Origin of the sequence: Xanthomonas cannabis pv. cannabis (genome assembly GCF_000802365.1) — a bacterium.
GTDB lineage: Bacteria > Pseudomonadota > Gammaproteobacteria > Xanthomonadales > Xanthomonadaceae > Xanthomonas > Xanthomonas cannabis.
In genome coordinates this window covers 15,894-38,172 of sequence record NZ_JSZE01000023.1, presented here as the reverse complement: position 1 = coordinate 38,172, position 22,279 = coordinate 15,894, and the positions used below count along the sequence as shown (strand labels likewise).

Below are 22,279 nucleotides of genomic sequence, written 5' to 3'. Positions count from 1 at the left end.
CCATGCACGGCCGTCGCCAGCCCAAGAACCCGCACGCCGAGGCCGAGCAGTTCCGTCGTCGCGCGGTGCTGGGCTTTGTGATGGTGGTGATCTGCCTGGTCGGGCTGGGCGGCTGGTATTTCAAGCTGCAGGTGCTCGACCACGAGGTCTACGCCACCCGCTCGGAGGCCAACCGCATCAAGCCCAAGCCGGTGGTGCCCGGGCGCGGCATGATCTACGACCGTACCGGCCGGTTGTTGGCCGAGAACGTGCCGGCCTTTCGTCTGGATGTGACCCCGGACAAGGTGGTCGACATGGACGCCATGCTGGCCGCACTGGGCAAGGTGATCCCGATCGCGCCGGAGGATCTGGAACGCTTCAACCGCGAGCGCAAGGCCCGCCGCAGCTTCCTGCCGGTCACGCTCAAGCTGCGCATGAGCGATGAGGAAATGGCGCGCTTTGCAGTGGAGCGCTGGCGCTTTCCCGGTGTGGAGCTGGAGCCGTATCTGACCCGGCGCTATCCGTACGGCCCGCTGTTCGCGCACATCATCGGCTACGTCGGCCGCATCGATGAAAAAGATCTGGCGGTGCTGGGCGAGGGCAATGCCGCGCTCACCCACATGGGCAAGTCCGGGCTGGAGCGCTACTACGAGCAGGACCTGCGCGGCCAGGTCGGTTACGAGCAGGTCGAAACCAACGTGCAGGGGCGGGCGATCCGCACTGTCGGCCGGGTTGCGCCGCAATCCGGTGCCGACCTGCGCCTGTCGGTGGATGCCGACCTGCAGCGCGCGATGGTGGCCGCGTTCGGCGAGCACGAAGGTGCGGCCATTGCCATGGACCCGCGCACCGGCGAGATCCTGGGCATGGTCAGCCTGCCCAGCTACGACCCCAACCTGTTCGTCAACGGCATCTCGCATACCGATTTCAAGATGCTCAACGACAATCCGTCGCGGCCGCAGTTCAACCGGCTGGTGCTGGGGGGCGTGGCGCCAGGTTCCACGCTCAAGCCGCTGATCGCGCTGGCCGGCCTGGACAGCGGCCTGCGCCGGCCGGAAGACCGCGTGCTATCCACCGGCATGTTCTACCTGCCCGGCGTCAGCCGCGGCTGGGGCGATTCGCACCGCGGCGGGCACGGCTGGACTGACCTGCGCAAGTCGATCGCCCAGTCGGTCAATACCTATTACTACCGTCTGGCGGTGGACATGGGCATCGAGCGCTTCGACCACTACATGGCCGAATACGGCTTTGGCGCGCCCACCGGGGTGGACCTGCTGGGCGAGATCGGCGGCATCCTGCCGTCGCCGGCCTACAAGTACAAGACCCGCAAGGAACGCTGGTACCCGGGCGACACCGTCAACATCGCCATCGGCCAGGGCGACTGGAAGGTGACCCCGCTGCAGTTGGTGCGCGGCGTCTCGGGTATCGCCAGTGGCCTGCTGCTGCGCCCGCACCTGGTGCTGGAGCAGCGCACCGGCTTCGATCACCCCTGGCAGCCGATGATCCAGCCGCCGGGCAAGCCGATCAGCCCGAGCGCGGCGCATCTGCAGGTGGTGCGCGAGGGCATGATGGACACCATGCGCCCGGGCGGCACCGGCTACGCCATCACCCCCGGCGCGCCGTATCAGATGGCCGGCAAGACCGGTACCGCACAGGTGGTCAGCCGCAAGGGCGTGGCAGCGGTGGACCCGCGCAGCCTGCCGTTGCATCTGCGTCACCGTGGCCTGTTCGTGGGTTTCGCACCGGCCGACAACCCGGTCATCGCGGTGGCGGTGGCAGTGGAGGGCGGTGGTTTCGGCACCAGCTCGGCGGCGCCGATCGCACGCAAGATCTTCGACGCCTGGCTGCTGGGCAAGATGCCGGCCGGCCTCCTGCCGCTGGACAGCGAGCTGGGCATGACTGCGGTGGGCATCAACCAGTTCGAAGCCGGCGCCACTGACGCGCGCGCAGCCGGCGACGCGGCCGCCGCCACGCTGGACGAGCTGCCGGTGGTGATCGGCCAGACCGCCGTTGCACTGGACCCCAACACGCCCGCGCAACCGGTGGTGCCGGACGTGCCGGACGCGGTGCAGGAGACCGACCATTGAGTGACATCCTGCGCTGGCTGGTGGACATGGCCGCGCGCTTCACGCGCAGCCTGGACTGGGTGCTGTGCCTGGCGCTGGGGGCGTTGATGGTGATCGGCCTGTCGGTGCTCAAGAGCGCCGGCGGCGCTGCCAATGGCGATCACCTGGTGATGGCGCAAGGTGTGCGCTTTGCCATCGGCGTGGCCGCGATGTGGGGTATCTCGCGCATGTCGGTGCTGCGCCTGCGTGCCTGGACGCCGTGGGTGTACGGCCTGTCGATGCTGCCGTTGCTGGCGGTATTCGCGCTGGGTACCGGCAAATACGGTCGGCAGTGGCTGGACCTGAAGGTGTTCTATCTGCAGCCGGCCGAGCTGCTCAAGATCAGCCTGCCGATGATGGCGGCCTGGTATCTGCACCGCATGCCGCTGCCGCCGCGCATCTCCACCGTGCTGGTCACCTGCATGATCATCGGCGTGCCCACCGCGCTGATCATGCTGCAGCCGGACTTCGGCACCGGCGTGCTGATCGCCGCCAGCGGCGTCTTCGTGCTGCTGCTGGCCGGCCTGCCGTGGTGGTGGGTGGCGGTGGGCGTGGGCGGCGTCTCGGCGGCGGCGCCGGTGGCCTGGTTCTGGCTGCTGCGCCCGTACCAGAAGGACCGCATCATGATGTTCCTCAACCCGGAAAACGACGCGCTCGGTGCCGGCTGGAACATCATCCAGTCCAAGATCGCGATTGGGTCTGGCGGGCTGGATGGCAAGGGCTGGGGACTAGGCTCGCAATCGCACCTGAACTTCATTCCCGAACAGACCACCGACTTTGCGTTCTCGGTGCTCAGCGAAGAATTCGGCTGGATCGGCGTGGCCACCGTGCTCACCCTGTATCTCATCGTCATCGGCCGCTGCCTGTGGATCGCCTCGCAGGCGCGCGACACCTATTCGCGCCTGGTCGCCGGCGCCACCGGCCTGGCGTTCTTCGTCTACGTGCTGGTCAACGGCGGCATGATTTCCGGCCTGTTGCCGGTGGTGGGCGTGCCGATGCCGCTGATGAGTTACGGCGGCACCTCGGCGGTGTCGCTGCTGGCCGGCCTTGGGCTGGTGATGGCGGTCAGGACGCACCGGCCGGTGCACGGGTATTGATGCGGGAGTGTCGCCGCGTTGCGCCAATGTCGTGCGCGTGTGCTCGCGTACGCGGCGCATGCAATCTCGCAGCGTCGGTCGATGCGACAGGCATATGTCAAACGCTGACACGTTTTGGGCGCATCGCGTTTTTGCGCAGTGCATAGCAACGACGCGACACCGGCGTAGGCCTGCTTCGTTCGTGCGGTGCCGGGTTCGCGCGCCTGCTGCATGCGGGCACAGCGCTTCGTAGAGTCCGCCTGGCCGCCGCAGCGTTGGCGGCCGCGTCGCCGCGCCTGCACAGCGCGCGCCATTCCTCATTCGGGTGACCTCTTCCATGAAACTGCTAACCGCCACCATCGGCGGTGTCTGTCTGTCGCTTTGCGCGCAGGCGGGCGCCGTCACCTTTGCCACCGGCGATACCCGCGCGGTCGCGCAACCGACGATTCCAACCATGTGTTCGTCGCTGCGCGCCCACCTGACACCGACCGGGCACCTGTTCGATGCGGCGCTGGAAAGTGCGCCGCCCGATACCAAGACCATCCAGGCGGCACTCAGTGCGTGCAAGAACGGCGCGGTGCTGCTCACCGGCGGCAGTGGCAACGCCTTTCTGACCGGCCCGCTGACGGTTCCCTCAGGCGTCACCCTGGTCATCGATCAGGGCGTGACCCTGTATGGCTCGCGCAACCCGGCCGATTACGGCAGCAGCTGCGGCAGCGCCGGCTCCAAGAGCGGCGGGTGCCTGCCCCTGATCAGCGTCAAAGGTGCGAACTCAGGCGTGATGGGCGTCCGCACCGACGGGCGACAAGGCACCATCGACGGCCGTGGCGATCAAGTCATGCTCGGCAAGAGCACCACCTGGTGGGAGTTCGGCGAGAACGCCAAGGCGGCTGGTCAGGTGCAGAACAGCCCGGACCTGATCAAGGTACAGAATTCCAGCCAGTTCACCCTCTACAACGTCAATCTGGTCAATGCCGCGTATTTCCATTTCTTCTCGCACATCGTCAATGGCCTGACCATCTGGGGCGTGCGGGTGAAGTCGCCGGCCACCAGTCCCAACACCGACGGCCTGGATCTGGACAGCGTGGTCAACGCCACCATCCACGACAGCGATGTGATGGGCGGCGACGATTGCGTGGCGATCAAGACCATCGCGTCCAAGTCGGCCAACATCACCGTGCGCAACAGCCGCTGTTACGGCACGCATGGCATTTCCATCGGCAGCGAAGTGATGTCCGGCGTCAGCAACGTGCTGGTGGACAACAACGCACTCGTTTCCACCGACGATGCGGGCAATCGCAGCACCGACAACAACGGCCTGCGCATCAAGACCAGCATCGTCAAGGGCGGGCCGGTCAACCAGGTGACCTATCGCAATACGTGCCTGTACGGGGTGACCAGCCCGGTGGTGATCAACCCGTTCTATGCCGGCGGCAGCAGCGGCACCAAACCGACCTTCAGCGACATCGTGGTCGATGGTCTGCGCAGTGCCAACGACGCCGGCGGCAAGGGCTGGATCCTGCGCGGCTACGACGCACAGACCCCGCTGGATCTGGTATTGGCCAATGTGGCCACGGCAAGCGCCTCGGTCACGGTTACCGCGAGCAATGCCCGGATCGGGCTGAGCAACAGCACGCTGACGCCCACCGGCACCGGCGTCACCACCGCCCCGGCGCAAGTGGGCGGTGCGGTGCCCACCTGCTCGGGCGCACCGCGCTTCCCCGCGCTGTGAGCTGAGGGTCAGGCGCGGCCGCCGGGCCGGCCGCGCCTGACCCATTACCTGGATCGAATCATCGAGGCCACCATCGACCCATGCCGCCAGCGGTTCGGTATCGGCGGCTGCCGGCAAGCACCGCGGCCAGGCAACCATCCCGATCGCTGTGCGCTGAAGCAGCGACCCGGTACAGGCATCGCCTCCCGTCCCCCAGACCCGTTACGCGGCGCGCGCTACGTCGCCGAATCGGGCGCAACACCGCCCCGCACGTTCGCGCCCACCCTCTGATCCGTCTCCCGTCTCCCGTCTCCCGTCTCCCCATTCCCCATTCCCCATTCCCCATTCCCGAATCCCGAATCCCGAATCCCGAATCCCGAATCCCGAATCCCGAATCCCGAATCCCGAATCCCGAACCAAGAAAACCACGCCCACTGCTGCGGCCCCCTTGACTTTAGCTAAAGTCTTTTCGTTTCATGGTCTTATTGCCAGAAGTTCATCCGATGTCTGTTACCCTCGGCCGATGATTCGACGCACTCTGACCTGCCTGCTCACCCTCGGCCTTGTCGCCTGTGCGACCCAGCCCAGTCCTCCGTCCCCGCCGCCGGCCGCCAGTGCGCCCCCGGCCAAGCCGCCTGCTGCCCCGGTTGCGGCTGCCGTGCCTGCCAGCGCTGCCGCCGAGGCACCTGCCTTGGCGCCTGTGGATCTGACCCCGGTGCCGTTCGAAATCGCGCGTGCCAATTTCGTGCGCGACACCGCCGCCAAGTACGGCCTCGATGCCACGCAGATCGAAGCGACCCTGGCCCAGGCCCAGTTCAAGGACGCCATCGTCACCGCCATGTCGCGCCCGGCCGAGCGGGTCAAGCCGTGGAACGAATACCGTCCGATGTTCATCACCCAGGCGCGCATCGACGGGGGGCGCAAGTTCCTCGCCGAGCATCGCGCCGAGCTGAGCAAGGTCGAAGCCGCCACCGGCGTGCCGGCGCAGGTCATCGTGTCCATCATCGGCGTGGAAACCAGCTATGGCAGCAATGCCGGCAAATATCGCGTGCTGGATGCGCTGTACACGCTGGCGTTCCGCTACCCGCGCAGTGGCGACCCGGCCAAGCTCGAGCGCGAAGTGCGCCGCGAGCTGTTCTTCCGCGATGAGCTCGGCCAGCTGTTCGCGCTGGGCAAGGAAGAGCAACTCGATGTCACCACCCTGATCGGCAGCTACGCCGGTGCGATGGGCATGGGCCAGTTCATGCCGTCCAGCTACCGCCAGTTCGGCGTCGATGGCGATGCCGACGGCAAGCGCAACCTGTTCACCGACTACAACGACGTGTTCGCCTCCATCGCCAACTACTTCGTCAAGAAGGGCGGCTGGGTACGCGGTGGGCAGGTCGCCGTGCCGGCCACGCTGGCCGCCGGCCACGAAGAATTCAACCCCACCGACTGGTCGCCGGTGTACACGCTGGCCGACCTGTCCACGCGTGGGTATCACCCGAGCGCGCCGGTGGTGGCCGGCAGCACCGCCACCCCGATCAGCCTGGACGATGCCAACGGCAAGCAGTACTGGCTGGGCTTCCAGAACTTCTACGCAATCACCCGCTACAACATTTCCAAGATGTACGCGATGGCCGTGTTCCAGCTGTCCGAGGCCATCGCCGGCAAGGAGTTACCCCCGGCATGAACAGCACGACAGGCCCCAAGTGGCTGATCCCGATGGCGCTGATGCTCGGCCTGGCGGCCTGTAGCAGCGCACCGAAGAAAAGCGCGGGCAACACCGGCGGCGGCGCGGTCAAGGGCGTCAAGGTCGAAGGCAAGGGGCCGGCGTATGTGGCCACCGGCTGCCCATCCACCTCGCCATACGCCGCCGCCAAGGAAGATCCATCCACGCGTGGCGATTACACCGCCGGCGGCCTGTACAAGCCCGGGGTCAAGGACAGTACGCCCGATCATGTGCCCAACGTGGCCTGCATCCCCGAGCCGCTGGTCACCAACGAGCCGCGCTCGGCGGTCGGCAACCGCTCGCCGTATGAAGTGCTGGGCAAGCGCTACGTGGTGATGGACAACCCCGGCGATTATGTCGAGCGCGGCACCGCCTCGTATTACGGCAACAAATTCCACGGCCGGCTGACCTCCAACAAGGAGGTCTACGACATGTACGCCTTCACCGCCGCGCACAAGACCTTGCCGCTGCCGAGCTTTGCGCTGGTGACCAACACCGACACCGGCGAGTCGGTGGTGGTGCGCGTCAACGACCGCGGCCCGTTCCACGACGGCCGTGTGATCGATCTGAGCTACGCCGCCGCGGTCAAGCTGGGCATTACCGGCAAGGGCACTGGCAATGTCGAAGTACGTGGCCTGACCGAGGCAGACAACGGCAATCTGCTCGCCAAGCGCCGCAGTGGCCAGGCACCGGTGAACGCCGCGATTGCCAGCGCGCGGCCGGCGGCCAGCGCCAGCCAGATCGATGGCCTGGTGCAACGGCTGCCCACCCGCACCGTGCCGCCGCGTGCAGCTGCGGCAGGCACTGCAACAGCGGCTGCCGCGCCGGTCGCCGCATCGGCGGCGGTGCCAGTCACGGCCGCCGGCGAGCGTTGGCGCTATCGCGTGGCCGACTCGCGTCAGCCCGGCAATGCCGACAACTTCGATGCGTGGATGAAATCGCAGGGCGTGCGCGTGGCCACCGGCAAGCCGGCCGCGGCGACCCCGCGCCCGGCTGGCGCAACCACCGCTCCCGTGCCGGCAGCAGCACCGGTCGCCGTTGCGGCAGTCAAGGCGCCGGACAACGCACCCGCACGTCCGCTCAAGGCCGCGCAGGCCCCGGCCCAGGTCCCGGCCAAGGCGCCAAGCGTGGCCGAAGCGGCGCTGGGCGACATCCTGTTGCAGGTGGCCAGCTTCGCCAGCCGTGAGAACGCCAATCGCGCACTGTCGCAGCTGGCCTCGGCCGGCATCGCCGGTGCCAGCGTCAGCGACATCGTCAGCGGTGGCCGTACCCTCTGGCGCCTGCGCGTCAACGCCCGCGATCATGCCAATGCGTCGGAAATCTCCCAGCGGATCGCAGGGCTGGGCTTCGGGCGGCCGCAGATCGTCGCCAACTGAGCGCCGCTGCGCGGGTGTGGCAACGCCTGGCACGCCCGTTGAATACAATCGTCCCGTGTGCGATGCGGTGGTTTCCGGCGTCGCCCACTCATCGTCTACGGCGTGCCACCCGCAGCGTGGGGCGCGCGGACACTGAACTGTGCAAGCGCGCGCACACCGTCGCGCGTCGCCCCGATCGCCGTGGCGCCTTACAATTTCGCATTACCCAGCCTTCGGGCCCGTCAGGAGTCGTTCTTCAATGAAATTCCGCTTCGCCGCCGCTGCCGTGGCCACGTTCGCCTTCGGCCTGGTCTGCGCCCAGACGCCTGCGCCGCAGCCGACGCCCGCTGCGGCTACCGCGCCGGCCTCACAGGCTGCATTGCCGGTCCCACCCGCACCGGCGCCGGCCGTGTCCAAGTCCTGGATCCTGATGGACTACGCCACCGGGCAGGTACTCGCCGGCGAAAACATCCACCAGCAGCTGGCACCGGCCAGCATCACCAAGGTGATGACCTCCTACGTGGTGGCCGCTGAGATCAAGAACGGCAAGGTCACCCGCGACGACCAGGTCATGATGAGCGAGCGCGCCTGGCGCGAGGGCGGCGCCGGCACCGACGGCAGCTACAGCGGCTTCCCGGTCAACCAGACCGCGCGTCTGGAAGACATGGAAAAGGGCATGGCGATCCAGTCCGGCAACGATGCCGCCATCGCCCTGGCCGAGCACGTGGCCGGCAGCGAGGAAGCCTTCGCCTCGCTGATGAACAGCTACGCCGCCAAGATCGGCATGAAGAACTCGTACTTCGTCAACGCGCACGGGCTCAGCGCCGAAGGGCACCACTCGACCGCCTACGATCTGGCCATGCTAGGGCGCGCGATGGTGCGCGATTACCCGGAGACGTACGCCTACAACAAGATCAAGGAATTCCAGGTCGGCACCATCAAGCAGAGCAACCGCAACCGGCTGCTGTGGCGCGACCCGGCGGTGGATGGCATCAAGACCGGCCACACCTCCGAGGCCGGCTACTGCCTGCTGAGCTCGGCCAAGCGCGGCGACCAGCGCCTGATCGCCGTGGTCATGGGCGACAGCTCCGAGGAGCAGCGCGCCACCGACAGCCTGGCCCTGCTCAACTGGGGCTTCCGCTTCTTCGAAACCCACAGCCTGTACGCGCCCGGCAAGGTCGTGACCCAGCAGAAGGTGTGGAAAGGACAGCAGGACGAAGTGCAGCTGGGCGTGGCGCAGCCGCTGCTGGTCAGCCTGCAGCGCGGCCGCTACAACGACCTCAAGCCCAGCATGGAAGTGCCCAAGAATCTGCAGGCGCCCATCAAGAAGGGCCAGCAGGTGGGTACGGTGAAGGTCAGCCTGGACGGCAAGATCATCGCCCAGGCCCCGCTGGTCGCCATCAACGCGGTCGAAGAGGGCGGATTCTTCAAACGCCTCTGGGACGCGTTCTGGATGTGGTGGGAATCAGAGTAATCCAAAGAAAAAGCCGGCTTCGCCGGCTTTTTCTTTGCGGGGATTGGGAATTCGGCATTCGGGATTGGTAAGGCTAGGGCAGCAGCGAACCATCAGCAGCCCGCTCCTACAAATCCCCAATCCCGACTCCCCAATCCCGGCCCTCAAAGCATCCGGCTGATCGTGAAACTGCCATACACCGGCGTCTCGCGCTGGGTCTCGAATTCGCGGGTGCGGTGGTAGCGGGCAATGGCGAATTTCCAGCGGCCGTACATCACCGCCAGGCCGTAGCCGACGTCGCCCACGAACGGGCGCTTGTCCACGCTGTGGCTGTTGCGGAAGGTATTGCCGTCCAGGGTGATGTCGCGGATCACCCAGCGCGCATCGGTGGTCAAGAACACATGCCCCGACCAGCCGCTGGCGCGTCCCAAGCGGCTTGGCGCAGTGTTCTCGCCGGCCGGCCGGGTGGGCGTGCTGCCGAAGTCGTCCGGCAGCTTCCAGCCAAAGCGCGCTTCGCCGCCTGCGTTCACATGCGTGGCCATGTTGCCGAGCGAACCGCCCCAGTGCGAGATGAAATCCCAGCCGAAGCCGCCGGCATTGCCGCTGGCGTCGGCCGGCCAGCGATGCATGCGCTCGTGCACCAGATTGATCAGCGGCTCGTTGTGCAGCTGGTTGTCCCAGCCCTGGAATTTCTCGTCGCCCAGCGCGTCGTGGATCGCATCCTGCGCCTCCTGCGCAAAGGCCCACGGGCCGACCACGCCGATCTGCAGCTGGGTGGTCCGCAGGTGGGCATCGTTGCGGGCGTTGTAGCCGAAGCTTGCCAGCAGGATGCCCGCATACGGGCGGTCGTCCGGGATCACGTCGCGGCGGGTGTAGTCGGTCGGGGTAAAGATGGCCTGGCCGATCGAGAACACCATGTTCTGCTGGTCGAACTCGCCCGGATGCAGGCGTTCCAGATAGCTGTTGACCCAGCGCGCGGTGCGCGGCAGGCAGGGGTCGTCGGTGTAATCGACCAGGTTGGGCGAGACCAGGGTCAGTACGGCACCGTTGGAATAACCCTGATCCTGGTCCTCGCCGCCAAACAGGTCGTTGTCGACCCGGAAATTCACCGCCGGCGGCGTACGTCCCAGTCGGCTCGAATCGCATTGATCGGCCGCCAGGGCCGGCAGCGACAGCCCGGTGAGAGAAAGCAACAAGGCAGCAGACAACGCGCGCGGTCGGAGCATAGAGGACCTGGGGAGTAAGGAGTGACCTGGTTCGGCAAAGGTGCCTGGACGCACGGCTGTGCCGCGTGAAGTGCGGGCCATCATGCGCCTGCACGACCGAGCTATAGCAAAAGCTGCTGGCACCGGTGCGTTCCATTTGCGAGGTGGTCAGAACCGCACGCGCGAGCCATGAAAAGCCGGCGCGAATAGCATATGATCCGCCCCCGGGGGACACGCCCCAAGGAACGGCGGCCTTTGCAGGCCATCTCATCACCAACGGATCGCGTTCGCCGACGGCAGCGCAGGTGTTAGGGGACTACTTATGAGCAAGACTATTTCTGTAAGCGCGGCAGTGCTGTCGGGCATGCTGGGTGTTGCGTTGAGCGGCGTCAGCGCGCCGGCATCGGCCGGCTTCAAGGATGCCTTCAAAGGCTCTGCACAGGACCAGCGCAAGGAGGCCGCCGCGCAGATTCCGGTGTGCGCCAAGCCGCTCGGCAGCCTGTCGGTGATCGAGCCGGAAGACGCGGTCAACTGGTGGTCGGGTCAGCAGCTGCCGGCGCCGTCCAAGTTGATCAAGGTGTTCGTCAACAAGTCCCGCTGTTTCACCCTGGTGGACCGTGGCGCCGGCATGGCGGCATCGCAGCGCGAGCGCGAGATGGCGGCCAATGGCGATCTGCGTGCACGTTCCAATGTCGGCAAGGGCCAGATTCGCGCGGCCGACTATGTGATGACGCCGGACCTCATTTCGCAGAACCGCAATGCCGGCGGCAGCGCCATTGCCGGCATGCTGGGTGGCCTGGTGGGCGGCAATGCCGGCAACCTGGTAGGCGGTCTGAATCTCAGCAAGAAGACGGCAGACGTGGTGTTGACCATCACCGATGTGCGCTCGTCCGAACAGGTCGCCATGGCCGAAGGCAACGCCAAGAAGACCGACCTGGGCTGGGGCGCGCGCGGCAACGTATTCAAGGGCGGCGACTATGGCGCGGCCGGTGCGGGTGGTTACGCCAATACCGAAATCGGGCAGGTGATCACCCTGGCCTATCTGCAGGCCTATACCGATATCGTCGGCCAGCTCGGCGGCCTGTCCGGCAACGCGGCTGCATCCAACGCGCAACAGGCGGTTACCGTGACGCGTGCAGGTCGGTTGCTGGCCAATGCCAAGGGCACCGGCGCAGCAGTGCGTACGCTGGAGCCCGGCATGATGCTGTATCCCACCGGCACCAAGGAAGGCGTGATGTGGGAAGTCGAAGACGAGATGGGCAACCGCGGCTGGGTGTCCTCGGCCATGCTCGAACTGTCCAAGTAAGTGCTGTCCTCGGCCGCTGCGCTGCCTAGTTGACGCAGCGGTTCGATACGCTTGCATAATGGTCGCTGACCGGTAGACAGATGGTCGAGTGACGTGCCACCGCCGTCTGAGCAGCGGCGTGGTCGATGCGGGCATGGTCGCCGCGCGTGCCGGCCACCGTGGTCCGGCAGTTCCGCCAGGCGTCAATGCCTGGCAAGGCAGCGGAGCCAGTGCCCGGCACAATGGCTCCGCGCGTCGTTTCAGGCGGCGTGGGCTTGGGTTTACCCCCTGCCGGCCCGATAATGGGGCGATGGATATCAGCACCGACAACCCTGATCACGGCTTTCAATTCCCCGGCACCTTCGAACTGAGCGCGATGGGCGCGGCCGAACGCGGTCTGGAAACCGAGCTGCCGCGTCTGCTCGCTGCCACCGGCGTGGAACTGCTGGAGGAAAGCGTCAGCTGGAAGCATTCGTCCAGCGGCAAGTACGTCTCGGTCAAGATCGGCTTCCGTGCCGAGAGCAGGGAGCAGTTCGACGCGGCGCATCAGGCGCTGCGTGATCACCCGGAAGTGAAGTGGACGCTGTAGCGACCCAAGCGGCGCCGGCCGCTGTGTTGGTGCCGCCCGCATCGCTGCGTGACCTTGGCCGGCAGGACTATGCGCCGGTGTGGCGTGCCATGCAGCGCTTCACCGATGCGCGCGATGCATCCACCGCCGACGAGGTGTGGATGGTTGAGCATGCGCCGGTGTTTACGCTGGGCCAGGCCGGCAAACTCGAGCACGTGCTGGCGCCAGGCGAGATCCCGGTGCTGCAGGTGGACCGCGGCGGGCAGGTGACCTATCACGGTCCGGGCCAGCTGGTGGTCTACCCGCTGCTGGACCTGCGCCGGCTCAAGATCGGTGTGCGCGACTACGTGTGCAAGATCGAGCAGGCGCTGATCGACACCCTGGACGAGTGGAACATCGTGGCCGAGCGCCGCGAGGGCGCGCCCGGCGTCTATGTGGGCGATGCCAAGATCGCCGCGCTGGGCATCCGGGTGCGGCGCGGCTGCACCTTCCACGGGTTGTCGTTCAACGTGGCGATGGACCTGGAGCCGTTCCACCGCATCAATCCGTGTGGCTACCAGGGCCTGCGGGTGACCTCGGTGCTAGACTTGGGCGGCCCCTCCGGGATGGCCGCCGTCAAGGCGGTGCTGCTCGATCAGCTGGCGCGCCAGTTTGGTCTCGTGTTGCAGCCTGTCTCCGCATTGCCCGACCTTTCGCTTCCGGCCTGAGCGCCCGTACCGTCATGACCCAGCCTATCGCCCGTTCCATTCCCTTGCAGGTCGTCTCCGGCGACACCGCCGCGCCTGCGCCGCTGCAGACCGGCGTCAAGCAGATCGGTGGCGACAAGATCAATCGCTCGCCGGTGCAGTTCGTCGATGCGCCGGTGCTGCGCAAGCCGTCGTGGATCCGGGTGCGGATTCCCTCCGGCAATGCGGTGCAGAACCTCAAGGCCAAGCTGCGCGAAAACCGCCTGGTCACGGTGTGCGAAGAAGCCAGCTGCCCGAACATCCACGAGTGCTTCAGCCACGGCACCGCGACCTTCATGATCCTGGGCGAGGTGTGCACGCGGCGCTGCTCGTTCTGCGACGTGGCGCACGGCCGGCCCAAGCCGCCGGACGCCGGCGAGCCGGCCAGCCTGGCCGCCACCGTGGCCGACATGGGCCTGAAGTACGTGGTGGTGACCAGCGTGGACCGCGACGATCTGCGCGATGGCGGTGCCCAGCATTTCGTCGATTGCATTTCGGCCATCCGGGTCAGTTCGCCCAAGACCCGCATCGAGATCCTGACCCCGGATTTCCGCGGCAAGGGCCGCATGGACCGCGCGCTGGAGATCCTGGCCCTGAGTCCGCCGGATGTGTTCAACCACAACATCGAAACCGTGCCGGACCTGTACCCGAACGTGCGTCCTGGTGCCGATTACCAGTGGTCGCTGACCCTGCTGCAGCGTTTCAAGGCGCAGCACCCGTCCATCGCCACCAAGTCCGGCATCATGCTGGGACTGGGCGAGACGATGGAGCAGGTGCAGGCCACCCTGCGCGACCTGCGCGCGCACGATGTGGACATGATCACGATCGGCCAGTACCTGCAGCCGACCCCGCACCACCACCCGGTGATGCGCTACTGGACGCCGGAGGAATACAAGGCGCTGGAGGAGTACGGCAACGCGCTCGGCTTCAGCCATGTCGCCTCCGGGCCGATGGTGCGTTCGTCGTATCACGCCGATCGCCAGGCGGCCGGCGCCGGCGTTGCCGCCTGAGCGACGCAGCGCGTACTCCGGGCCAGGGTCCGGGCCTTGGCGCCGATCATCCAGCCCACCTTGGCGGTGGCGATGCCTACTGCCACTGGTGACCTGCTGGCTGACCAGCCAATAGACCGTTCGCGCTTCCACACGGCCTCGTGCATCGCACGGGGCCGTGTCGTTTTTGGCACCGGAGCGCGCGGGTGCAAGGTACGGTCGCGTTCACAATCTGCTACGTGCCCGGCGCTAGGCTGATTCAGCCGGCGGATGACAACGCCAGCAACTTTGGGCACTGTCATGCTGTCTGATCCGTTCACCGCCTTTCTTTCGTCGGCCCCGTGCCGAGAGCCATTCGATGACCTACAACGTTTCTGCGTCCATGAAGGCCGGCCTGCTGGCGCTGGTGTTGACCACTCCGATGGCATTGCTGGCGCGCGCCGATACCGCGCTGCCGGCGGCCGCCACGCCCGAACAGGCAACGGCCACCAAGCTCGTCTACGGCCTGCTGTCCGACAGCCGCTATGCATATCGTCCGCGCACCCTGGACGAGGCGATGTCCAAGGACGTGTTCAAGCGCTACCTGGAAACGTTGGACGGCGGTAAACAGTTCTTCACCCAGACCGACATCGACGGCTTTGCGCCGTTGCAGGCCGGTGTGGGCGACGCACTGCGCGGCGGCAACCTGGAACCGGCGTTCCAGGTGTTTGCGGTCTACAAGAAGCGTGTGGACCAGCGCGTCAAGTACGCGCGCGACCTGCTCAAGCAGGACTTCGATTTCACCGGCAGCGACAAGTTCGAGTACGACCGCAAGGACGTGCCTTGGGCCAGCGACGACAAGCAGCTGGATGTGTTGTGGCGCCAGTCGGTCATGAACGACTGGCTGCGCCTCAAGCTGGCCGGCAAGAAGCCCGATGACATCCGCAAGACGCTGGACAAGCGCTATGCCGCGCTCGCCGATTCGGTGAAGCAGCTCAAGGGCGAGGACGTGTTCCAGTTCTTCGTCAACGCCTACACCAACGCTGTCGACCCGCACACCGATTACTTCACCCCGCGTACTGCGGAGACGTTCAATCAGCAGATGTCGTTGTCGCTGGAAGGCATCGGCGCACAGCTGCAGAAACAGGACGACATGGTGGTGATCCGCGAGGTGATCCCGGGTGGTCCGGCGGCGGTGGATGGCACGCTCAAGCCGGGCGACCGCATCGTCGGCGTGGGCCAGGCCAAGAATGGCGCGATCGAGGACGTGATCGGCTGGCGCATCGACGACGTGGTGGCCAAGATCCGCGGCAGCAAGGACACCCAGGTGCGCCTGGAGTACATCCCGGCCGAATCCGGTATCGACGGCAAGCACCGCACGGTGACGCTGACCCGGCAGAAGGTGCGTCTGGCCGAGCAGGCCGCCAAGGGCGAAACCATCACCTTGCCGGCCAAGGGCAGCGAACCGGAACGTCGCATCGGCATCATCAAGCTGCCGGGCTTCTATCAGGACTTCGAAGGTCGTCGCCGCAACGCGACCGACTATGCCTCGGCGACCCGCGACGTGGCCAAGCTGCTGGCCGGTTTCAAGACCGACAAGGTCGACGGCGTGGTGCTGGATCTACGCAACAACGGTGGTGGTTCGCTGGACGAGGCGATCGAGCTGACCGGGCTGTTCATTGAACAGGGTCCGGTGGTGCAGGTGCGCGAATCCGGTGGCCGGGTCACCGTCAATGGCGACAGCAATCCAAAGGTGGCCTGGGACGGCCCGCTGGGCGTGCTGATCAACCGTGGTTCGGCCTCTGCCTCGGAGATCTTTGCCGGCGCCATCCAGGACTACGGTCGCGGCCTGGTGATCGGCGAAACCAGCTTCGGCAAGGGCACGGTGCAGAACATCGTCGACCTGGACCGTTGGCCGGCCGCGGAAGGGCAGCGCTATGGCCAGGTCAAGCTGACGATCGCGCAGTTCTTCCGGGTGAGCGGCTCCAGCACACAGCACAAGGGCGTGGTGCCGGATATCGCCTTCCCGGCCAGTGTGGATGCCACCGAATTCGGCGAGAGCACCTACGACAACGCACTGCCGTGGACGCGCATTGCCGCTGCGCCGCACACCCAGTACGGCAACTTCGCGCCACTGCTGCCCAAGCTGCAGTCCCTGCACACCGCGCGCATCGCTGCCGACAAGGAATTTCAGTGGTGGGAGGAAGACGTCAAGCAGTTCCGCGATGAGAAGGCCAAGAAGTACATCTCCTTGAACGAGGCCGAACGTGTCGCCGAACGGCAGAAGCAGGACCAGCAGCGCAAGGATCGTCAGCAGGTCCGCAAGCAGCTGGGCTTGCCGCTGGATCCGCTGGCCGATGACAGCGACGACGGGCTGACCGGCAACGAGCGCGACATCGTCAAGGACACGGCACGCGAAAAGGCCGCAGAAAAGCGCCCGGATCCGTTGCTGCATGAATCGGCGGCCATCCTGGCCGACGCGCTGGGCCTGCTTGCGCAGGATCGGCCGCTGTCGGCGCAGGTACTGCCGCAGTCCACAGCGCCGGGGCGCTGGGCGGACTGACAGCCCGCACGACCGAGCACTGACCAACGCCACCGCCTGTCGGTGGCGTTTGTTTTGGGCCAATGCACCGCGCCGGCCGTACAGTGGCAACGGCCTGCCGCGTCTCAGTTCAGCGCCTGCCAGCAGGCCTGCAGGCCCAGAAGCAGCAGGGTGCAGAAGAACACGCGCCGGAACGTCTCGGCGGAAATGCGCCGCCGGACCCGGGTGCCGGCCCAGACCCCCAGCGCCGTCGGCAGCAAGGCCAGCAGCGACGGCACCCCCGCCGACAACGGCACGCCACCGTGCCAGACCAACGCGATGGCCAACGCGAGCGTTGCGGTGCCGAAGCAGGCTGCCAATGCGCGGATCAGCATCTCGCGAGGCAGCCCCAGCGCGGCGAAATACGGCGCCACCGGCAGCACCACGACACCGGTGGCGCCGTTGAGCAGGCCGCTGGCCAGGCCGGTCAACGGACTGGCCCAGCGTTCATGGCGGGGTGGCAGCGTCCACTGCCAGCGCGCCAGCCCGAGCAACGCGTAGGCCACCAGCAGGGCGCCGAGCCCGGCGCGCAGGCTGCGTGGGTTGCCGCCGATCATGACACCCACGCTCAGCCAGGTGCTCACGCTCATCAGCGTCAGCAACGGCCAGATGCGCCGCAACAGCGCCCCCGGTGCCGGTCCCCAGGCCTGCTGTAGATTCGTCACCAACGAAGGCAGCACCAACAGCGCAGCTGCCTGGCTCGGCGGTAGCCACAACCCCAGCAGGCCCATCGCCACGGTGGGCAGCCCCATCCCCGCGACACCCTTCACCCCGCCAGCCAGCAGGAACACGCCTGCAATCAGGACCCAGTGCAATCGATCATCAGTCATGCCGGGCAGGATCCGGCGGCGGTGGCGACACGGCAAGCTGTCTTTGTTTGAGGCAGACTTCGTCCACGCCGAAGGCTGTGGGTGCGCAATGCAAGTGGAGTTCGTCGATCTGCGGATCTTCGTGGCGGTGGCCGAGACCGGCAGCATCACCGCCGGTGCCGATCGCGTGGCGCTGTCGCTGGCCGCCGCCAGCGCCCGTATCCGCGCGCTGGAGCTGCAGGTCGGCGCGGCGCTGTTCGAGCGTGGCCGGCGTGGCGTCACCCTTACCGCTGCCGGCCAGGTCTTGCTGCGCCACGCCCGCACGCTGGCCCGGCAAGCGCAGGCGATGCGTACCGAACTGGGCGATTACGGCGCGGGCGGGCAGGTCAGCCTGCGGCTGGCCGCCAATACGGCGGCGCTGTCGGAATGGCTGCCCGAATGCGTGGCCGACTTCCTGCTGGCGCATCCACGGGTGGACCTGACCCTGGCCGAATGGGGTAGCGAGGAGGCCGCCGATGCAGTGCGCGACGAGCGCGCGGATCTGGCGGTCGTCGCCGGGCATGCGGATTTCACTGGCCTGCAGCGGCGACCATTGCGCCATGATCGCCTGATCGTGGCGGTTGCGGCCGGCCATCCGCTTGCCGGCGCGACCGCGCTGCGGCTGGCCGATCTCACCGACATGCAGTTGCTGGCGTTATCGGTGGACAACGCCCTGCAGCGCCATTTGCGCACCCATCTGGCACGGGCGGGTGTGCACCTTCGTATCCGCGCGCGTGTTCCGGGGATCGAAACGCTGTGCCGCATGTTGGCGCGCGGCATCGGCGTGGCCATCGTGCCGCGCGCCGCGCTGGCGTGCTCCAGCGTCAGCCAGCAGCTGGTGGCCGTGCCGCTGGACGAACCCTGGGCGCGGCGCGAGCTGTCCATCGTGTGGCGCGACAGGCCCTCGGCGATCCTGCAGGCCTTGCTGGAATGGTTGCAGGCAAGCGCAGCGCAGGCAGGGATTCAGCCTCCGTAAGCGAGCGTGCTGACCATCAACCAACCAACCAACCAACCAATCAGCCAATCAGCCAATCAACCGACCAATCCCGCGTGCGTGCGCTCAGCGCGGCCAGGCGAACTCGGCGAGCACCGGATAGTGGTCTGACGGCAACACGCCGCCGGGGCGGTCATCCAGCGTGACGAAGTGCGTTGGCGTCAGCCCGCGGAACAGGATCCAGTCGATGCGCCGGGTCGGGTGAGTGGTGAAATCCTGGAAGGTCTTTTCCGGTCCGCTGCGTTTTGATGCCTTTGCGCGTGCATCGCCCAGCACGGCAGTCAGCGTGGGGTAGGTGATCTTGTCGGGGTCGCTGTTGAAGTCGCCGGTCAGCACCACCGGGATCTCGCTCGGAAGCTGCGCAATGCGCGACAGGATCAGCTGCGCGCTGCGTTCGCGCGCGGGTTCGTCTTCGTCTCGATAGGGGAAGTGCGTGTTGAACAGGTAGAAGCGCCGCTTGTCGCTGCGCCGTTCGAACAATGCCCAGGTCACCATGCGCGGCAGCACGTTGCCCCAGGTGATGCTGGCGGGGGCCTCTGGCGTGTCGGAGAGCCAGAAATTGCCGGATTCCACGACATCGAGCGCGCGCGTGTCGTAGAACACGCCCATGTGTTCGTCGCTGTCATCGCCGCGTCGCCCCTGGCCGAACCAGCGATAGTTGGGCAGCTGTGCAGCCAGGTAGCTGGCCTGCTCGCTCACCAGCTCCTGCGTCCCGAACACATCCGGATGCGTCTGCCTGATCAAGGCGACCATTGCGCTGCGGCGCACCTGCCAGCGCTTGTCGCCCTCGGTGTCGGCAGGAACCCGCACGTTGAACGACATCACGCGCAACGGTGCGATGGCCGGTGCGGCCAGTGCCGGCAAGGCGATGCACAGCAGGGCGATGGCAAGGAGGCAGCGCGTCAGTGCGCGTGTGATCGGACGTGGCATGCAGGCAGATTCCCGAAGAAACAAGACGCCAAGTCTAGCCAGCAATGATGACGGCCGTGACAGCGCGGCGGTGGGGTCCGTCGCTGCCACTGCACGCTTGACGTCCCTGCGCAACGGCGTAGCATTTGTTGCAGGCCTGCGGATAGACCGCTGGCCTCACCACTCAACCGTGAGGGATTCTCATGGCAGCACCGTACGACTATCTCGTGTTTATCGGGCGTTTCGAGCCCTTTCATAACGGCCATGCCGCCGTCGCCCGCCACGCGCTGGGCAAGGCGCGCAAGCTCATCGTGTTGATCGGCTCGGCCGACACCCCTCGCACCATCCGCAATCCATGGACCGTCGCCGAACGTGCGGTGATGATCGAGTCTGCGTTGCCGGGTGAAAGCGAGCGGTTGATCCTGCGGCCGCTGCGCGACCATCTGTACAACGAAAGCCTGTGGATTGCCGAGGTGCAGCGTCAGGTTGCCGAGGCCGTGCAAGCCGATGGCGGCACGCCGGATGCGCGTATCGGGTTGATCGGCATGGACAAGGATGCCAGCAGCTATTACCTGCGTGAGTTTCCGCAGTGGCCGCTGGAAGATGTGCAGCACACCGCCACCCTCTCGGCCACCGAATTACGCCGTTATCTGTTCGAGGCCGGCGACATCGGGTTTCATGGCGGGCTGTTGATGCTGCGTGGCAACGTGCCCGCGCCGGTGTACGACATGCTGGAGGCGTTCCGGCGCAACTCGCCCAGTTATGCGCAGCTGGTGGCCGAATACCGCTTCATCGAGCAGTACCGTGCCGCGTGGAAGGATGCGCCGTATGCGCCGACCTTCGTGACCACCGATGCGGTGGTCGTGCATTCGGGGCATGTGCTGCTGGTGCGGCGTCGTGCCGAACCGGGCAAGGGCCTGTGGGCGCTGCCGGGCGGTTTCATCGCTCAGGACGAAGGCCTGCTGGAAAGCTGCCTGCGCGAGCTGCGCGAAGAGACCCGGCTCAAGGTGCCGGTGCCGGTGCTGAAGGGCTCCCTACGCGGCCGCCAGGTATTCGACCATCCCGAGCGCAGTCTGCGCGGGCGCACCATCACCCATGCGTTCCATTTCGAATTTCCTGCGGGGGAGTTGCCTGCGGTGCGTGGCGGCGACGATGCCGACAAGGCGCGCTGGATTCCGATCGCCGAAGTGATGGCGATGGGGCCGCGCCTGTACGAAGACCACCTGCATATTCTTGAATTTTGCCTGGGCCGTGGCTGAGGGCGCTGCCATCGCCTGCGTGCTGCCGCCGACCGACGTCGGCACGGTGCGATGGGCTTGCCTGATCCACGACCTCCCACCGGCGGACAGACCGCTGGTTTACCCGACGCGAAGGAGCTTCCGTCATGCATTACCTCGATAACCTGCTGCTCAACACCGACAGCTACAAGGCCAGCCACTGGCTGCAATATCCGCCCGGCACCGATGCCTCGTTTTTCTATGTCGAATCGCGCGGTGGCGTGTACGACCAGACGGTGTTCTTCGGGTTGCAGTCGATCCTGAAAGAAGCGATCAACCGGCCGGTGACGCATGCCGATATCGACGATGCGAAAGCATTGCTGGCCGCGCATGGCGAACCGTTCAACGAAGCCGGCTGGCGCGACATCGTCGACCGGCTGGGCGGACAACTGCCGATCCGCATCCGCGCGGTGCCCGAGGGCGCGGTGGTGCCCACCCACAACGTGTTGATGACCATCGAGTCCACCGACGCCAAGGCGTTCTGGGTGCCCTCGTATCTGGAAACCCTGTTGTTGCGCGTGTGGTACCCGGTGACGGTGGCCACGGTGAGCTGGCAGGTCAAGCAGATCGTGCGCGATTACCTGGAGCGTACCAGCGACGATCCGGAAGGGCAGCTGCCATTCAAGCTGCATGATTTCGGTGCGCGTGGCGTGTCCAGCCTGGGCTCGGCTGCATTGGGCGGTGCCGCACACCTGGTGAATTTTCTCGGCACCGACACCTTGTCGGCGTTGCTGCTGGCACGTGCGCATTACCACACGCCGGTGGCCGGCTATTCGATCCCGGCAGCCGAGCACAGCACCATCACCAGCTGGGGCCGCGAGCGCGAGGTGGACGCGTATCGCAACATGCTGACGCAGTTCGCACGCCCGGGATCGATCGTGGCGGTGGTATCGGACAGCTACGACATCTACCGCGCCATTCGCGAACATTGGGGCACGACCCTGCGCGAGGAAATCGTCGCATCGGGCGCAACGGTGGTGATCCGTCCGGACTCCGGCGACCCGGTGGACGTGGTCGAGCAGTGCCTGGCGCTGCTGGACGAGGCGTTCGGCCATCAGGTCAATGGCAAGGGCTACAAGGTGCTCAACCACGTACGGGTGATCCAGGGCGATGGCATCAACCCCACCTCGCTGCGCGCGATCCTGGAGCGCATCACTGCCGCCGGCTATGCCGCCGACAATGTCGCCTTCGGCATGGGCGGGGCGCTGCTGCAGAAGGTGGACCGCGACACGCAAAAGTTTGCATTGAAGTGTTCGGCGGTGCGTGTGGACGGGCAGTGGATCGATGTCTACAAGGACCCGATCACCGACCAGGGCAAGCAGAGCAAGCGTGGCCGGCTGACCTTGCTGCGCGACCGTCGCGACGGCAGCTATCGCAGTGCGTTGCTCGATGAAGTGGCTGCCCATGCCGAGAGTGAGGACGCCTTGGTGACGGTGTGGGAAAACGGCGCGATGCAGCAGGAGTGGACGCTGGAGCAGGTGCGCGCGCGTGCCGACGCTGCACGCCGTTGATGGCCTGCAGGCGGGAATGAG

General features: G+C 66.5%; 17 protein-coding genes. 14 read left to right on the top strand and 3 right to left on the bottom strand.

The window, feature by feature from the left end; genetic code table 11:
- Positions 1-2: 2 nt before the first annotated feature.
- From mrdA to OZ10_RS05720, 6 genes are all read left to right on the top strand, one after another.
- Positions 3-2,063: a penicillin-binding protein 2 gene (gene mrdA / locus OZ10_RS05745; protein WP_039404327.1), complete on the top strand. Its 2,061-nt coding sequence runs from the start codon at positions 3-5 to the stop codon at positions 2,061-2,063.
- Positions 2,060-3,178 carry a rod shape-determining protein RodA gene (gene rodA, locus OZ10_RS05740; RefSeq protein ID WP_039404329.1) on the top strand — a complete coding sequence of 373 codons (1,119 nt, stop codon included), beginning with the start codon at positions 2,060-2,062 and terminating at the stop codon, positions 3,176-3,178. Before mrdA ends, rodA begins: the two co-directional genes overlap by 4 nt.
- A gap of 316 nt (positions 3,179-3,494) precedes the next feature.
- Complete coding sequence (locus OZ10_RS05735; protein WP_039564124.1) at positions 3,495-4,889, top strand: glycoside hydrolase family 28 protein; 1,395 nt, start codon at positions 3,495-3,497, stop codon at positions 4,887-4,889.
- A gap of 502 nt (positions 4,890-5,391) precedes the next feature.
- Positions 5,392-6,540, top strand: a complete 1,149-nt coding sequence (gene mltB / locus OZ10_RS05730; RefSeq protein WP_039564123.1) for a lytic murein transglycosylase B — start codon at positions 5,392-5,394, stop codon at positions 6,538-6,540.
- Positions 6,537-7,955 (top strand): septal ring lytic transglycosylase RlpA family protein, encoded by a 1,419-nt coding sequence (locus tag OZ10_RS05725; protein WP_039404336.1) that lies wholly within the window; start codon positions 6,537-6,539, stop codon positions 7,953-7,955. The genes mltB and OZ10_RS05725 overlap by 4 nt, the downstream gene beginning before the upstream one ends.
- A 238-nt stretch (positions 7,956-8,193) precedes the next feature.
- Positions 8,194-9,408, top strand: a complete 1,215-nt coding sequence (locus OZ10_RS05720) for a D-alanyl-D-alanine carboxypeptidase family protein (protein ID WP_039404337.1) — start codon at positions 8,194-8,196, stop codon at positions 9,406-9,408.
- Between the two features lie 143 nt (positions 9,409-9,551).
- On the opposite strand, the gene OZ10_RS05715 is transcribed toward OZ10_RS05720, so the two are convergent.
- On the bottom strand, positions 9,552-10,613 hold the full coding sequence (locus OZ10_RS05715; protein ID WP_039404339.1) for a lipid A deacylase LpxR family protein: 1,062 nt from the start codon (positions 10,611-10,613) through the stop codon (positions 9,552-9,554).
- A 301-nt stretch (positions 10,614-10,914) separates the two neighbouring features.
- On the opposite strand from OZ10_RS05715, the gene OZ10_RS05710 reads away from it, so the two are divergent.
- The 5 genes from OZ10_RS05710 (at position 10,915) to OZ10_RS05690 (ending at position 16,701) form a co-directional block, all read left to right on the top strand.
- Entirely contained in the window at positions 10,915-11,898 is a 984-nt protein-coding gene (locus OZ10_RS05710) for a CsgG/HfaB family protein (protein ID WP_039564122.1), read from the top strand.
- A 289-nt stretch (positions 11,899-12,187) separates the two neighbouring features.
- Entirely contained in the window at positions 12,188-12,466 is a 279-nt protein-coding gene (locus OZ10_RS05705; protein WP_039404344.1) for a YbeD family protein, read from the top strand.
- On the top strand, positions 12,454-13,152 hold the full coding sequence (lipB, locus tag OZ10_RS05700; protein ID WP_039564121.1) for a lipoyl(octanoyl) transferase LipB: 699 nt from the start codon (positions 12,454-12,456) through the stop codon (positions 13,150-13,152). Before OZ10_RS05705 ends, lipB begins: the two co-directional genes overlap by 13 nt.
- Before the next feature lie 14 nt (positions 13,153-13,166).
- The gene (lipA, locus tag OZ10_RS05695) at positions 13,167-14,180 is read left to right on the top strand and encodes a lipoyl synthase (RefSeq protein ID WP_039564120.1); all 1,014 of its coding nucleotides are present in this window, start codon (positions 13,167-13,169) and stop codon (positions 14,178-14,180) included.
- Positions 14,181-14,541: 361 nt separating this feature from the next.
- On the top strand, positions 14,542-16,701 hold the full coding sequence (locus tag OZ10_RS05690) for a carboxy terminal-processing peptidase (protein ID WP_179453870.1): 2,160 nt from the start codon (positions 14,542-14,544) through the stop codon (positions 16,699-16,701).
- A gap of 104 nt (positions 16,702-16,805) precedes the next feature.
- Here OZ10_RS05690 and OZ10_RS05685 read toward each other — a convergent pair whose 3' ends face one another.
- Positions 16,806-17,549 carry a sulfite exporter TauE/SafE family protein gene (locus OZ10_RS05685; protein ID WP_039404351.1) on the bottom strand — a complete coding sequence of 248 codons (744 nt, stop codon included), beginning with the start codon at positions 17,547-17,549 and terminating at the stop codon, positions 16,806-16,808.
- An 88-nt stretch (positions 17,550-17,637) separates the two neighbouring features.
- Here OZ10_RS05685 and OZ10_RS05680 point away from each other — a divergent pair, with 88 nt between their 5' ends.
- A complete protein-coding gene (locus OZ10_RS05680; RefSeq protein ID WP_039564118.1) occupies positions 17,638-18,543 on the top strand; it encodes a LysR family transcriptional regulator in 906 nt (301 codons plus the stop codon).
- A gap of 84 nt (positions 18,544-18,627) precedes the next feature.
- On the opposite strand, the gene OZ10_RS05675 is transcribed toward OZ10_RS05680, so the two are convergent.
- Entirely contained in the window at positions 18,628-19,491 is an 864-nt protein-coding gene (locus OZ10_RS05675) for an endonuclease/exonuclease/phosphatase family protein (protein ID WP_039404355.1), read from the bottom strand.
- Between the two features lie 182 nt (positions 19,492-19,673).
- Between OZ10_RS05675 and OZ10_RS05670 the strand changes: the two genes are divergently transcribed.
- Positions 19,674-20,729 (top strand): bifunctional nicotinamide-nucleotide adenylyltransferase/Nudix hydroxylase, encoded by a 1,056-nt coding sequence (locus tag OZ10_RS05670; RefSeq protein WP_039404357.1) that lies wholly within the window; start codon positions 19,674-19,676, stop codon positions 20,727-20,729.
- 125 nt (positions 20,730-20,854) lie between these two features.
- A complete protein-coding gene (locus OZ10_RS05665; RefSeq protein ID WP_039404359.1) occupies positions 20,855-22,258 on the top strand; it encodes a nicotinate phosphoribosyltransferase in 1,404 nt (467 codons plus the stop codon).
- The last annotated feature ends 21 nt before the right edge of the window (positions 22,259-22,279 follow it).